This window comes from Bartonella vaga, from assembly GCF_037070895.1.
GTDB lineage: Bacteria > Pseudomonadota > Alphaproteobacteria > Rhizobiales > Rhizobiaceae > Bartonella.
The window spans coordinates 112,404-126,927 of sequence record NZ_JAYMZK010000003.1 but is presented as its reverse complement, the minus strand read 5'-3'; the positions used below and the strand labels follow the sequence as shown (position 1 = coordinate 126,927).

Below are 14,524 nucleotides of genomic sequence, written 5' to 3'. Positions count from 1 at the left end.
TCTTAAGTGAAAATAGCTCCTTTAAGATATTTCATAAAACTGATTAAAAAAATGCATCACCTTTAAGATACATTTTCATTTTAATGAAGCTAAATAAGTTTTTACTTTTGAGCAATATTTTGCCGAAGTAGAATTCATTTTTTTTGCAGCATGACCTGCATTATATTTAAGGATTGTGCCACATGTATTTCCACCACTTAATTTATATGCTCGCGCTAAATAACGCATACCGTATTCAAGATTAGTCGCGGGATCGTAAAGCTCTTGTAAAGAACCATTGAATCCCAATGTTCGCGCAGTAGACAACTTAATTTGCATCAAACCTATTTCACCAGCAGCCCCTTTTATACGAGCCCTATAATTACTTTCAACTCTCACAACAGCATGTGCTAAATTAACAGGAACATTATACTTATTTGCAAGTTTCTGAATAAGAGACTCGTAAGGACGAACAGAAATCTTAAAAGCAACAGCTACCGGGCTTTCATTTAAACTTGCAACATTTAAGATAGTACGAGCTCCACTGATATCAAATACAAAAAATACAGCAAATACTGTACTTAAAAGAATTTTTAAAAATTGCATTTTCCTTCTCTTCATTAAAACATTCTCAAAGAGTAGCCAAAACGGCTTTGCGAATGCATTTTAAATAAAAAGAAAGCTAAAGAGCGGCTTGAAAATGAAAATATTGGGACAATTTTAAGATAAATTTTCGCGACAGAAGAAAATTACTCATATTAATAATTATATATTGATATATCTCTTAAATTATAACAAAATTCTAAACATTATAAAAACATGATATACTTTAATTAACTCGAATATAGTTAGAGCACTAAAAACTTTTTTTTAAAAAAAAGTGACAATTTAAAATTCTGCTACCATTTTTTACATACGATTATTAAAATATTTATTGAAGTCAATTCCATAATCACAAAAAATGGAGCATATTCACCAAGTGCTATCAATCCCACAAAGGTCGTAATAATGATAGAAACCGTTATAAACTCTTCGCACTAGCTGATAAACACACGCTGCAAAACACTTTATAGGCAAACAAATCATCTACAAAAACTAACCATTGCGCATGAAGTTCACAAATCTATCAACCCTTGTCACACAACACAGCTCAATAGCATCTGGATAAAAATCCATCTTACCCATCCCCATTCAAATATTGTGCCAACAAAATATAATCCATTTATTGTTGCACGCACTATCCTGATTTTCAGAAAGCGTACAACAAATAAACATCATAAAACCTGAAAAAAACTTCAAGTAATCGCCCATTTTCTATCCCTTAAATATAAAATAGGCAGTATAACCTTCTTGAAGGCTTTTTAAAATTCCACGATAAACTATAATAACGCTCGTAAGATACACTGAAAACACACACTTCTTTAAAGAAATGACTAAAAATTAAAGATACCTAATGGAAAAATTTTAAAAATCGTTTTTAAAAAAGCACAAAAACAGCGTCAGCTAACGCCTAGAGTTGCCCGCCGCCCTACCTACCAGTAAGAAAATGGTAGTAATCATTCAACAAAACAGTTCCTGAATTAATTGCTTCATCGTTGAGGGATCATATTAAAGAAGTTTATTATAATTTATATCGAAGAAACACTCTGGCGAATTGTTAAAACACCGCAACAGCAAAGACTATCCCCCAACCCTTAACGCTCTCCCCGATAAACTACAAGTCGAACTACTCAGCGCGCTCGCTCTCTTCTAATACCGCACAAAACCTTAACAACCAATTCCCAAAATCCTGACTGAGGAGACCCTCAGCCAGGCCAGACAATCTACGGGATCCACGCGGGGGGGGGGGGAGGAGGTTCCCAGATCGTCCTCTCACACCAACCATTAAAGCCGATGTAATATCCTGCTATGGAATAAAATACTTTAAACAACAAGAAGTTCTTACATATTCCCCGCAAAAAAACATAAAAAAATTACAAATAGTCTAAAAGTGAAAAATTTTAGGCAAAAAATATATGAAGTGATCCAATTTGAAGCAATTTAATTTTGATAAGAATCTAAGAATCTATAATTATCACGTTTTTTATAATATTTTTCTAGAAACTCCAATAACTGTAAAGGCTTAAAAACATAAGCGATTTCTTTTGCCCCTATAAAACAGCATATAAAAGCAATAATTCCTTCTCTAACAGTTCCCACCGAAATCATAAAAAAATAAACCATTTAGTACTTTAAGATTATACAAAAAATAAATACTTGAACGTAATTTGTTCTGAATCATGTACTATACAGATCTAAAGTGACTACAAATGATTCTACAATCAGAAAAAACAGTATATTATCATAATAGAAAACGACTAGTGGAAATATTTTCTCCCTATATCTACCAGCTGAGCTTTTCCGAAAAATTATAAAATATAGAAATTTCTATATTCTATTCTCTTTAACAGGCTTACACCCTTCACGAAAAACTGTAGGCAACTAATATTATTCAAACACTTTCTTTTAAAAGACATCTCAGCTTGCTTCCAATCCATCTTCAAACACCATTCCAGAAAGATATAACACAAGACCTATTAAGCGCCACCGCCCTTGATATGTATAAAGGTAGAAAGCAGAACCATGATTTATTTACCTGCATCAATGTTGCTAGCTGTTCTTTATTGAATAATTCATAAAAGCCATATTTTTTCTTACTCAAACGGTTTATTTACGCATTAATCCCTCTTATGATACGCAAACAGTTGTTTTTATTGTGCATTAAAATTTAATACGAGAAAGTATTTCTATATCTTGAACTCTGTTTCAAGTTGGAAATGATTAATTAGCGTGATAGAATGACATGCCGGACAATTGAATAACACTGCATTAACAGATATAAATAACTACCTTAATCGCCTTATTTTTGAAGGACATGTTTGGTTATACAGCTTGCACGCCCATATCTCCAAACACCAATACTATAGCATAAAAAGCGATAAATATTCAAATAGTTACAAAAGCTCCACATTGGTGCTTTTAATTAAAAAAATCAAAGAATAAAATACGTTAACAAACACAACTATGCAAAATCCACTTTTTTATCTTTGAGATCATCTATCAGTAAACACGGATCACGTGCAAGCCAAAGTATAGCCATTAGCCTTTCGTTATTTTCAGTTTTCATAGGAGAAAGAAAAACTTTTTTTTCTAGAATAAGCCCCGTATTTTCAAGCCATTGTTCTATTTGTGAATCTGAAAACCCAATATGCATATCAGCATCATAAAAATGCGAAGATCCAACTTCATAGTGCACAAAATCCAAAACCAGCAAACACCCATTAGGACGCAACACACGTGCCAATTCGTTAAACGCTGTCTCAGGATTCTCAAGAAAGAGCAAAGCCCAATGAAAAATTACCAAATCAAAAGTTTTATCTCCAAAAGATAGTTGTAAAAAAACATCACTATCAAGTGCAACTTTCACTGCAGACGTATAAAGGCCTGAAAACAATTTTAAGAAAGAGCCTGTACCTATACCAATATCCAGCATTGTCTCAAATAGTTTATCGCCAATAACTTCAAGTAAGGCACTTTCTACGACATGATCCGCAACATATGATGACCGCAATGTATTCCATTGCGTTACAGTTCGTAAAAAATACTCTTGCCTCATTTTTCGACGCTTTTTTTTAACAGCTAACAAACGTGCACAATCGTATGCTAATATCATATCATGTTTTGGCAATGCTGAAATAGCAGCCATCATAATGTCTTTACCTAAACAGCTATGACACAACTTAAAATAGATCCATCCCCCCTTCTGATAACATTCAATCAACCGTGCCTCATATAATAAACGTAAATGTCTTGATACACGTGATTGCGACTGAGAAAGGATAAAAGTAAAATCAGAGATCGTTAAATCTTCATGATACAAAAGCGCAAGAATACGCAAACGGCTCACTTCTGCCACTGCTTTTAGAAGTGTAATCACTACATCCAAACTTGCTATTTTTTTCATCAATATTCCTTACTGCTCAGATAAGCATTTATTCCTATTAAATAGGAAATTAAGCAGAAGGCACATAGTTGCATCTATTCTGTTTTTATTCTTTTTCCATAATGTCAAAAATGAAAAATTGCTAAAAAACTAAAATATCTGCTCTCACTATTACTCCATGATGATAACAAGAAGATTTGTATTGCAATTGCCGAATAGCGTAAGAAAATTTACGTTTTCCATTATACTCTGATAAGCAATAGCTTCTAATTTACATCATTGGCATATAAAGCATGATAAGGAATTCCACAGAAGAATAGAACAGGATTCTGCATCTATGTCTAATTTAATGCGATAAATAAAAACCTCGCAATACAGCATCAGCATCCTCTTTTAAAAAATAAAGAAGATACAAAACACCATCACTATTTTCTCAATCAGGTTGAAACAGGATAAGAAATTCTAGCGTGTAAGCGGCTTATAATTTACATGCTTAGGATTGAGAGATTCTGCACCAAGACGGCGGATCTTATCAGCCTCATATTCAGCAAAATTACCTTCAAACCATTCCACATGGCCATCACCTTCAAAGGCCAAAATATGAGTTGCTAATCGATCAAGAAACATACGATCATGTGATATGATAACTGCACAACCAGCAAAATTTTCCAATGCATCCTCCAATGCACCTAATGTTTCAGTATCAAGATCATTTGTCGGTTCATCAAGGAGAAGAACATTGCCTCCTTCTTTTAAAATTTTAGCTAAATGTACGCGATTGCGCTGCCCTCCTGATAAATTTGCAACCTTTTGCTGTTGATCTGCCCCCTTAAAATTAAACGCACCACAATAAGCGCGACTGTTCATTTCATATTTACCTAACTTAATAATGTCATTTCCGCCAGAAATTTCCTCCCAAACGGTTTTATCACCCGCTAACGAATCGCGACTTTGATCAACATAACTCATGTGAACTGTTTCACCGATGCGTATTTGACCTGAATCTGACGGTTCCTGTCCTGTTAACATTTTAAATAAGGTAGATTTCCCCATACCATTGGCACCAATAACTCCAACAATGCCACCAGCAGGAAGCTTGAAAGAGAGTCCATCAATTAACACACGCTCACCATATGCTTTAGAAAGATTATCAACTTCGATAACAACCTGCCCCAATCTTTCTCCAATAGGAATAGTAATTTGTGCCTCTCCAGGACGACGCTCACGTGCAGCCTGAACTAACTCATCATAGGCCTTAATTCGAGCCTTTGACTTTGCTTGTCGCCCTTTTGGACTAGAAGCTATCCACTCTTGCTCACGTAATAATGCACGCTGACGAGCAGCCTCTTCACGACCTTCCTGAGCAAAACGTTTAGCTTTTGCCTCCAAATAAGCAGAATAATTCCCCTCATAAGGAATACCTTTACCACGGTCTAATTCTAAAATCCAACCTGTTACATTATCGAGAAAATAACGGTCATGCGTAACCAAAAGCACCGCACCATGATATTCACGCAAATGCTTTTCAAGCCAAGCTGTAGTTTCGGCATCCAAATGATTCGTCGGTTCATCCAAAAGTAATAAGTCAGGTTTTGATAAAAGTAATTTACAAAGCGCAACACGCCGTTTCTCACCCCCTGAAAGTTTTATCACACTTTCATTGGCTGATGGACAACCAAGAGCGGCCATAGCCATTTCCACTTGACTTTCTAAATCCCAAAGGTTCTGACTGTCTATAATATCCTGAAGCTGTGCACTTTCATCAGCAGTTTCCTCGCTATAATTCATCATTAACTCATTATAACGTTCAATAATTGCCTGTTTTTCAGCAACACCTTCCATTACATTGCCACGCACATCTTTGCTTGTATCAAGGATAGGTTCTTGCGGCAGATAGCCACAACGTGCCCCTTCAGAAAGCCATGCCTCTCCTGTATAATCCTTATCCAACCCAGCCATAATACGTAAAATTGTCGATTTACCTGCACCATTCTGCCCTAAAATACCGATCTTCGCATCTGGATAAAAAGATAAATGAATATTTTCTAAAATTTTTTTGTTGCCGTAAGCCTTGTTAAGCCCAGCCATGTGATAGATAAATTGACGTGCCATGAATTTCTCTTTATATCGTGCGGTATTAAAGGTTGAGACTTCGAAAAAGTGCTTTCACTTTCTTAAACTTCAGTTAAAGAGCACTTGCATTATATCAAAAACTTATTGCTGTATATTGATACATTTTTTCTAATCCCACAAGCCCAACAAAGGTTCTAAATGCAAAAAAACATTCCTTTGAAGACAAAAACACAACTCTTTTTAGCTATACCTGAAACGTGCTATCAAATTCCGCCTTACTTTTCTGTACCAGATACAACAATGTGTTTTTATCGCATCAAACCAACCTATCAATGTAATATAGCACTACCCCAAAAACCAATTCTCTATGCTCCTTCTTTTTTTGCTTTTTGGGCTTTACATTACGCTGTAAAAAACCCATCCCTTTTTTCATCACTTTTATGCTACGGAAAACAATGGTTTACTCCTTTCGCTTTAATGTGGCTCAAATTACGTTTACAAAATGAGCGCTACCTTATGGGATCTGACGTCCCAAGCTCCATAATCATGAAGACTTTATACCAACATGTAGAAAGGAGTGAATACAGTGCTCTCCCTATTGGGACATGGTTACAGTTCGTAAAAAACTATAAAAAAAATTATAGAAACTTATCCATCCCCATTTTTTGGCTTGATAAATATAAAAATAAATTTTCCACAGGAGGGGTTTCATGGAAAAGGAAGTCTTAATCGTTATTGATGTCCAAAATGACTTTTTACCAGGTGGAACACTTGCAATACCACAAAGTGATATCATTTTACCGACTGTAAATAATCTAATAGACCATTTTGATCATGTCATTTTTACACAAGAATGGCATCCAAAAAACCATTGCAGTTTTGCCTCTTCCTATCCTAATAAAGTACCCTATGATACAGTTGACCTTAACTACGGTTCTCAAATACTTTGGCCTGATCATTGTATACAAGGAACACAAGGAGCAGAATTTCATAAATCTCTTAAAACTGAGAAGGCGCAACTTATCCTTAGAAAAGGCTATAATCAAAATATTGATAGCTATTCAGCTTTTTTTGAAAATGACCATAAAACACCAACAGGCTTACAGCTTTATCTCAAAGAACGTGGTTTCACAAAGCTAGTTATGTGTGGATTGGCAACTGATTTTTGTGTTGGTTTTTCTGCACTTTACGCTATAAAATGCGGCTTTAAAGTCAGCGTTTCACTAAACGCTTGTGCGGGCATTGATCTAAACGGATCTCTTAATACTATGCTAAAAACTATGAACGAAGCCGATATAGAGCTCTTAATGGCCTCCTAAGATATCTTTTTACACTACTGTTGTGATGCATAAAAATTTTTTAACTTATTTAGACACAACATGTCTATTCAAATTGTTAAAACGAACAGAAGAATAAAATGCTATTCCAATAATACAGCCTCCAACAAGTCCTGTTAATACTTCAGGAATAAATATAACGGTTTGCAAATACATAATCACTGCAAGTACCAAAATCGCATAAAAAGCGCCATGCTCTAAATAACGATAATGCAACAATACTCCTGACTCGACAAACATAATCGTCATCGAGCGAACATAAAATGCACCTATACCAAGGCCAATTGCGATAATAAAAAGATTATGTGAAAAGGCAAAAGCGCCAATAACGCCATCGAAAGAAAAACTAGCATCTAAAATTTCTAAATAAAGAAATGCACCTGCTCCCCCTTTGGCAACTGTCATTAAAGTCGTTTTTGGAGCATCCAAAAGCGAACCAATGGCTTCGACACCTATAAATGTCAAAAGCCCATAGAGAGCAGAAAGCAAAAAAGTCATTTTATCTTCTTCTACGATCTGCCCAGAAAAAAATAATATAAAAACCAAAACAATTGCAATATCAATTCCAATAAGCGACCCAAACTTCTGGGCTGGCTTCTCTATACAACTGAGCCAATGCACCTCTTTTTCAGGATCAAAAAAATATTTCAAAGCAACCATCATGAGGAAAGTTCCTCCAAATGCAGCAATTCCCACATAAGCATTTTCTAAGATTGCAGCATATTTCTGTGGCTCCAATATTGCTAATTTTACTGCCGCAATTGGATTAATCCCAACAGCAACAGCAACCACTAATAACGGGAAAACAATCCGCATCCCAAATACTGCCACCAAAATACCCCATACCAAAAAACGACGGCGCCATAACAGATCCATTGTTCCAAGAATACGCGCATTGATAATAGAATTATCAAAAGATAAAGAAATTTCTAAAATCCCTAAAATACAACAGATAAAAAAATATTGAAGAAAACCAGCAACACTGCCAGTTTCAAACCAACCAATAACTCCTCCTATAAAAACGCCAACAATTGTGAAAAAAAAGGTCCATCTAAAATAGCCTAACAGGCTCATGAGCACTCCTTAAAATTTATTTTCTTAATTTATCTGTGGCGCAAATTGAAAGACTCCATCAATAAATACAAAAATAGATAGAATCTACACAGCGGATTTTTATAAAACTTCTGGCAAAATTATATGAAACTTCCAGAAAAAAAGGCAAGAGTTGCTTTCTATCCACTAAAATTAAAAAAAATAAAGAGAAATAAAGCTATAAATATTGACATTGCATCATGAGGTATTAATACATAGTGTGCCTTTATTGGTCAAAGCCTATACCATGTGAATTAATGAGGGAGATAATTCGTGGCACGTCCTGAAACTGAATCAAAAACTATATTTGGAAAACGTTTACGTTATGTACGCCTCGCATTAGGGGATCCATCACGCGAAACACTTGCTAAAAGTTTTAGCATGACAAAAAATTCCATCGCTTTTTATGAGCGGGGGGAAAGAGAACCCAACCTTAGTGTCTTAAAAACATATCACACGTTGTACGGTGTCAATATTAACTGGCTTTTAACTGGGCAGGGAAAAATGTTTGATACCGAATACACTAAAGGTGACTTTGACTGGAACTATTTTATAAAAAAAATTGAGGTATTGGAAAAAATTCTTGCCAAAAGTGATCACAGCGAAACACTAAGTCAAGAAAAGATCGACAAATCTTATGAAAAATTGCAACAATATTTATCAAAACAAGGTTTATCTAATAGCCTTAACCCAAAAGCCGCAATATCTCTGATCGATATGAAGGCAAAAATGGCTAATTCTTATACCCTTAGCATATTCATTGATTTACTTATTCGAAGCGTATCTCAAAAAGAGATTATAGCTAATCAATAAACATTCTTATCACAAAGAACAACGAAACAGATTTAAATTATGCCAGCAAGGAAAGAAGCGCTCTCACCTTTTCCATGCTGGTAAACTTTCGTATACCATAATAATTTTGTCTATATAACAAAGTAATTTAATGTATCATTCCTGAAAGCAATAAAAGAAATTTTTTTCTTATTTAAGTAGGAATGTAATATAAATAAATTAAAAAAATCATTTTTATATTATAAAATACCTGTTTATGCCTTATTGACAATAAATATTTTCTTGTTACAAAATATAATTATCATAGAAACTATTGCTCTAAGATAAAAAATTTAAGGAGAATATATTGACTACTCACCATGAAGACATACCTTAGTGTTCACAGTCAAATTGGTGAATGTCTATCATGCACATTATCGGCTATTTTATGAGGTAGGAAGCATGTATTTTGAGGTGTTTCAAGGAGTTCACAATCAATGGTACTGGCGGCTAATCTCCGGAGACGAACAAAAAGTCGCTTTTTCTAGCAAGGGTTATTCAACTAAACAAGATATCTTGATAAGTATTGAGCAGATAAAAGAGACTACACATAAAGCCCTTATTAGAGAGCTGCAGTCCTAGTGTTCTTTACCATTACGTAAAAATCTTACCTTAGACATATTGAGTCCTCGTATCACACTTACGTGATAAACGAGAAGTGTTTGTTCTTCCCTCTAATATTACGTTTTTATAGGATTATAATATACACAAAAAGCTGTTAATGGAGCTTTTCGCAAGTTATGTTTCTATCCCGAAGCTGACAGTTAAATTTCTGTTGAACATGCCAACCTGCCGCTTTTTCAAATTTTGTATTTTTTCGTAAAAATAGCAGAATATACAACACAAATTATGTGTCCGATGTACGATCATCCTATCAGGTATCTAGTATCTTCCTGGTTCGTTTTTCTCTTCTTCTTTTTGAAGAGCTTTAACCGGATCGCGATAATAAAAAGCAAACTGAAATATTATTCCACTGACAACAAAAACAGCATGTATTAAGTGCAAAAAATCACGCTCGGTACCCTTTAATTTTATCTAACAAAACTCACTAAAAATGATGTGAAAAAATTCCATGAAAGTCGCCAAAATCTATACTATCAAAAAAATTGTTTGCACCGTATTTATTTACACAAAATGCACGAGCACAAATGATTGCAAACTAATGCTAACGACACAACAAATTTAACAGACGCCTTCCTAAAAGTTACTGTATAACTGCAAACTAACAGCTTGACATAAATATTAGAACTTTCAAAAATCTTTGCATAATTATAAATTTGTATAATACCATAAATACGTAGAATACTGGAAATAAGCAACACATAATGTGTCTGTGCCTTATCACGAATACAGATATCATCGCAAACACAGGCATCTTTGTAGATCACAACATTAGAAAAAGCATATTCGTCTTCAATTAAGCATCTAGCATTTGTATGCATTCCACCAAACAATCATCTGCAAGATAGTAAAGAGCCTTCGTACTCTATCGAAACACAAAAACCATTTTTTCCTGATATTTTTAAAACTTTTTAACACACATATGCGATACACTATCTAACAATAACCCTATTTATTAAAACAAAAAAACAAAGCGTTTTAAATCTATGATCTGCGCTTTTTTAAAGCCATGTTTTTTTCTTTAAAACCGAAAATTCACTATATCCGTGCGCCGACATTAATGCAAAAATTTCTTACAAATGCCAATGTTGGGGTATATCTTGATTTATGGGAACGCTGCGTATACTATCAGTAATATCTCATGAACACGCTAAAGATACTCCCTTCTCTGGAGTATACGCATCCACCCTGTTATATCCGTGGAATTAAGCAACCGTTTTTTGTTAATTTGAATCTGAAAGTGCATGTGGATATTTTGTTATTGGTTAAAAACAACTCTGTATCCTTCATAAGCGAAAAACTACGCATGGATATTTTCACGCTCCTTATATTATATATTCTGGATTCGCAGCGCAATTTTAACGCTATAGCGTAAATGTGTAAAGGTCTAAAAATGACAAAGACTGAAAAAGATTGGTTCCAGCGCTTAATTGAACTGATAAAAAGTGATGGACGTACGATGATTGAAATAAGTAAAGCAGCAGGCTGTGGACAAAACTACGTACAACAAATGATAAATGGAGGAAAAAGACCCTCTGTCGATAAACTGATGGCCATTCTTAACACACTCGGAAAGACTAGCGCTATCTATGTAATAACGGGCTTTAGTATCTCCGATGAAGACTTAAAACTTATATCTTTGGTTTCGTCTGGAGATAAAAAGAAGATTGAGGCTTTGAACGTTCTGTTGAACGAGAAGAAGTTGTAGCATTTTCTACGATTTTCAATATCTCCTGCTTTTGAACCGTAGACAAAGCCTCCCATTTTACGATTATGTCAGATAAAGCTGCCTCAAGTTTTTCGTCATTATTCATAGTTACACTCCATGTAGTCAAACTATATAACGCTAAAGCGTTTATATATATCCCATACCTTAGAAAAAAATATTTGCAATAGATCGCATGGAAGTAGTTGTAGTGTACAAACTGCTTTTATGAAATCAGGCGAAATTTCGTTGGTTGTGTACCATGGTGGAACAAAAAGCATCACACAGTTCAAACCTTTTTACAAAAAAGTTGACATATTACTTTTACCAACGACGCTAATAACGCTACTCAGATCTCGCGATTCGAATCAATAGCTAATCACAATGAAGATATCTCTGAAAACTCTGCCCAACTCTGCGTAAAAGAACATGAAAACAACTGTCTTGAAAAAAATATATCACAATTTTATTTTACACAGCGCAGCCTATGTTTTGATATACCATAAAGAAAGAACATAATGATGCAATATAAACAGTTCTTGTGAACAGCAGCTGCCTATGAGATGCTTTTTAAAAAACCTTCTCCGCCACTAAAACTGACGTAGAGACCTATCCTAAAAGAAAAAAATATTTAAACAAGTTCCAATAATAGCGCATATCAATTGCATAAGAACTTACAAAAAATAAGAAAGGAATTTAATGACAAAGATAAAAACCACCCCAGAAGCAACACAGAAAAAGAAGTTGAGTCTCTGAAAATACACCTAATGGCTCATCTGGATAAAATCAAAAAAGTTCTTGGTAAATTGCTCTTCAATGACAATTCAAACCACAGATGGAATAGAATCAATGAGTATAGTCTAGAAAAAAATGCATATTTTAATGAATATTGCACAACACAAGCTTAAAACGTCAACACAATAGACTCAAAAAAAACAATTCATTTAAGGTGTTAAAAAAATAACCCGACCTCAGTTATAAAAAAACGCCTCTCAAAAATTGAAAAAAGAAGACATAAATAAATGCTACCATTCGATAACAAAATATACACAAACATCCACGAACTTGAATCTTTCGTATATAAATTGACATCCTGCTACTCTAGTTCCGATCGGTTGAAAAAGCATGATATATAATGGCATTCATTAAAAAATAAAAAAGCCAATTTAAAATAAAATACTTTCACTCCGGCTTTAACTGCACTAGAAAAAAATTAAAACCAGCCTTATCAAAATAAAACACTCATATAAGAAAAGAAAAAATAAACACAGGGTACAGAATCCCAGAACTTCTATTAACCTATTTATTTTATAAATTGGTGGGCCCGGAGGGACTCGAACCCCCAACCAAGCGGTTATGAGCCGCTGGCTCTAACCAATTGAGCTACAGGCCCCACATAGGTTGTTTCTCTCTAAACTAAAAAAACCTACGATACAAGAGCCTATCTGTATTATAATTTATCTTTTTCTCTTTTCTTTGGTTTTTTTTCTGTGCCCTAATTTCTTTACAAGAGTCTCCTAAAATGAGAAAATAATAAACCGATAAATATAAAGGAATGGATATGATAAAAACAATTTTCCAACCGTTCAGTCATTACAGAACTCAAATAGTCATGGCAGTACTCACACTATTAGCCAGTTCAGTTGCTATACAAGCTACAGAAAGCACAATAAAAAACTCAACAATTAAAGTTACTGCAACTGGAGAAAGCCACGCAGCACCCGATATGGCAACTATCGATTTAGCAGTTATTACAAATAGAAAAACTGCCCAAGAAGCATTAGAAGCGAATAATAAATCTATAAATGGCATTGTAACTGCTCTTAAGAAGAACGGAATCCAAGAAAATGATTTGCAAACATCAGGCTTTTCTATTTATCAAAACGATTCCGATAAGCATAACGAAACAAAGAAGAGTGCAGAAGAATATCAGGTTTTCAATGTCTTAAGGATTCTTGTTCGCGACCTTCCCAAGGCTGGTAAAATATTTGATCAAGCAATAAAGTCTGGTGTTACAGTAGTCCACGGTATTGACTTCAGCAATGCTAATACGAAGCCATTTTATCAAGAAGCACGGAAAAAAGCCATTGCTGAAGCCTTAGAAAAAGCAAAAACTATAGCACAAGCAGCAAACGTCAAATTGGGAAAAATTATTGAAATCAATGAACATCGTGATAATCATTATCCAACGCCACGCCTTACAAGGAGTGCAGCACAGACACACTACTCCGAAAATACAAATTTTTCAGGAGGCACGTTGAGTTATAATGTTAATGTTACTATGGTATTTGCTATAGACTAAATCTATATAGTGCTATTAATTATTGCATAAAACAATCATATTACTGGCCTTCAGAGAAAAGACCGGTGATATGGTGAGGTTAAGTTTCTTGAAACAATAACTTATTTTCCCGGATTCCTATCTAATCTACGCACAAAAATTTTTTGATGTATAGCCCACCAATTTCTCGACACGAGCAGATGTCATCATCGTAAAGTTTTTTCCTTCCTCAATAAAGCAATAGATACAACTTTCTGGAAGTCCATAAACCGTTTTAATCATTGAAACATTCCTCAATATGCAATGTTTCCTATCTAAAAGACAACAAGAAACGCTGGTTGTACAAATATCATCAATATTTATTATCTTCTACTTCTTGTAGACAACAACACCCGCAAGCAAAGCGAAACTTTTCTCGCTTTAAAATTGAAATTTCTTCTAGCTTTGCACCTTCTAAAAAGGAATTCCTTTATTCATAAAATCAATCACATTTTTTAAAATAAGAAAAATTATCACAAGGAAAACAAATAAAATTCAATCCTTAAAATTTCATAGCTTTATATTTCTCAAAAAACATTAAATCCACTGCATTGCCTCAGGAAAATCTTTTTCAAACAAACAAA

General features: G+C 34.3%; 12 protein-coding genes and 1 tRNA gene. 6 read left to right on the top strand and 7 right to left on the bottom strand.

Translation table 11 applies throughout. From position 1 onward, the window contains the following. Nucleotides 1-75: 75 nt before the first annotated feature. The 3 genes from WCP76_RS03325 to ettA all read right to left on the bottom strand — a co-directional run bounded on the left by WCP76_RS03325 (nucleotide 76) and on the right by ettA (nucleotide 6,073). Nucleotides 76-585: a lytic transglycosylase domain-containing protein gene (locus WCP76_RS03325; protein ID WP_336294273.1), complete on the bottom strand. Its 510-nt coding sequence runs from the start codon at nucleotides 583-585 to the stop codon at nucleotides 76-78. A 2,455-nt stretch (nucleotides 586-3,040) separates the two neighbouring features. Further along, entirely contained in the window at nucleotides 3,041-3,982 is a 942-nt protein-coding gene (locus WCP76_RS03320; protein ID WP_336294272.1) for an ArsR/SmtB family transcription factor, read from the bottom strand. A 441-nt stretch (nucleotides 3,983-4,423) separates the two neighbouring features. Further along, a complete protein-coding gene (gene ettA, locus WCP76_RS03315; RefSeq protein ID WP_336294271.1) occupies nucleotides 4,424-6,073 on the bottom strand; it encodes an energy-dependent translational throttle protein EttA in 1,650 nt (549 codons plus the stop codon). 159 nt (nucleotides 6,074-6,232) lie between these two features. On the opposite strand from ettA, the gene WCP76_RS03310 reads away from it, so the two are divergent. Both WCP76_RS03310 and pncA read left to right on the top strand, forming a co-directional pair. Next, nucleotides 6,233-6,763, top strand: a complete 531-nt coding sequence (locus WCP76_RS03310; protein ID WP_336294270.1) for a hypothetical protein — start codon at nucleotides 6,233-6,235, stop codon at nucleotides 6,761-6,763. Further along, nucleotides 6,745-7,353 carry a bifunctional nicotinamidase/pyrazinamidase gene (pncA, locus tag WCP76_RS03305; protein WP_336294269.1) on the top strand — a complete coding sequence of 203 codons (609 nt, stop codon included), beginning with the start codon at nucleotides 6,745-6,747 and terminating at the stop codon, nucleotides 7,351-7,353. The genes WCP76_RS03310 and pncA overlap by 19 nt, the downstream gene beginning before the upstream one ends. A gap of 45 nt (nucleotides 7,354-7,398) precedes the next feature. Here pncA and WCP76_RS03300 read toward each other — a convergent pair whose 3' ends face one another. Next, nucleotides 7,399-8,445, bottom strand: coding sequence for a DUF475 domain-containing protein (locus WCP76_RS03300; RefSeq protein ID WP_336294268.1), 1,047 nt, complete (start codon nucleotides 8,443-8,445; stop codon nucleotides 7,399-7,401). A 291-nt stretch (nucleotides 8,446-8,736) separates the two neighbouring features. Here WCP76_RS03300 and WCP76_RS03295 point away from each other — a divergent pair, with 291 nt between their 5' ends. From WCP76_RS03295 to WCP76_RS03285, 3 genes are all read left to right on the top strand, one after another. Next, a complete protein-coding gene (locus tag WCP76_RS03295) occupies nucleotides 8,737-9,276 on the top strand; it encodes a helix-turn-helix domain-containing protein (RefSeq protein ID WP_336294267.1) in 540 nt (179 codons plus the stop codon). 420 nt (nucleotides 9,277-9,696) lie between these two features. Beyond that, nucleotides 9,697-9,876 (top strand): YegP family protein, encoded by a 180-nt coding sequence (locus WCP76_RS03290; RefSeq protein WP_336294266.1) that lies wholly within the window; start codon nucleotides 9,697-9,699, stop codon nucleotides 9,874-9,876. Nucleotides 9,877-11,308: 1,432 nt separating this feature from the next. Beyond that, the gene (locus WCP76_RS03285; protein ID WP_336294265.1) at nucleotides 11,309-11,623 is read left to right on the top strand and encodes a helix-turn-helix domain-containing protein; all 315 of its coding nucleotides are present in this window, start codon (nucleotides 11,309-11,311) and stop codon (nucleotides 11,621-11,623) included. On the opposite strand, the gene WCP76_RS03280 is transcribed toward WCP76_RS03285, so the two are convergent. Together WCP76_RS03280 and WCP76_RS03275 are read right to left on the bottom strand one after the other, a co-directional pair. Beyond that, nucleotides 11,547-11,729, bottom strand: a complete 183-nt coding sequence (locus WCP76_RS03280; RefSeq protein WP_336294264.1) for a hypothetical protein — start codon at nucleotides 11,727-11,729, stop codon at nucleotides 11,547-11,549. The genes WCP76_RS03285 and WCP76_RS03280 overlap by 77 nt on opposite strands. Nucleotides 11,730-12,936: 1,207 nt before the next feature. Continuing rightward, a tRNA-Ile gene (locus tag WCP76_RS03275) sits at nucleotides 12,937-13,013 on the bottom strand. Nucleotides 13,014-13,181: 168 nt separating this feature from the next. Between WCP76_RS03275 and WCP76_RS03270 the strand changes: the two genes are divergently transcribed. Continuing rightward, the gene (locus WCP76_RS03270) at nucleotides 13,182-13,922 is read left to right on the top strand and encodes an SIMPL domain-containing protein (protein WP_336294263.1); all 741 of its coding nucleotides are present in this window, start codon (nucleotides 13,182-13,184) and stop codon (nucleotides 13,920-13,922) included. Between the two features lie 126 nt (nucleotides 13,923-14,048). Here the strand turns inward: WCP76_RS03270 and WCP76_RS03265 are convergent, their stop codons facing one another. Next, entirely contained in the window at nucleotides 14,049-14,183 is a 135-nt protein-coding gene (locus WCP76_RS03265) for a hypothetical protein (RefSeq protein ID WP_336294262.1), read from the bottom strand. Between the last annotated feature and the right edge of the window lie 341 nt (nucleotides 14,184-14,524).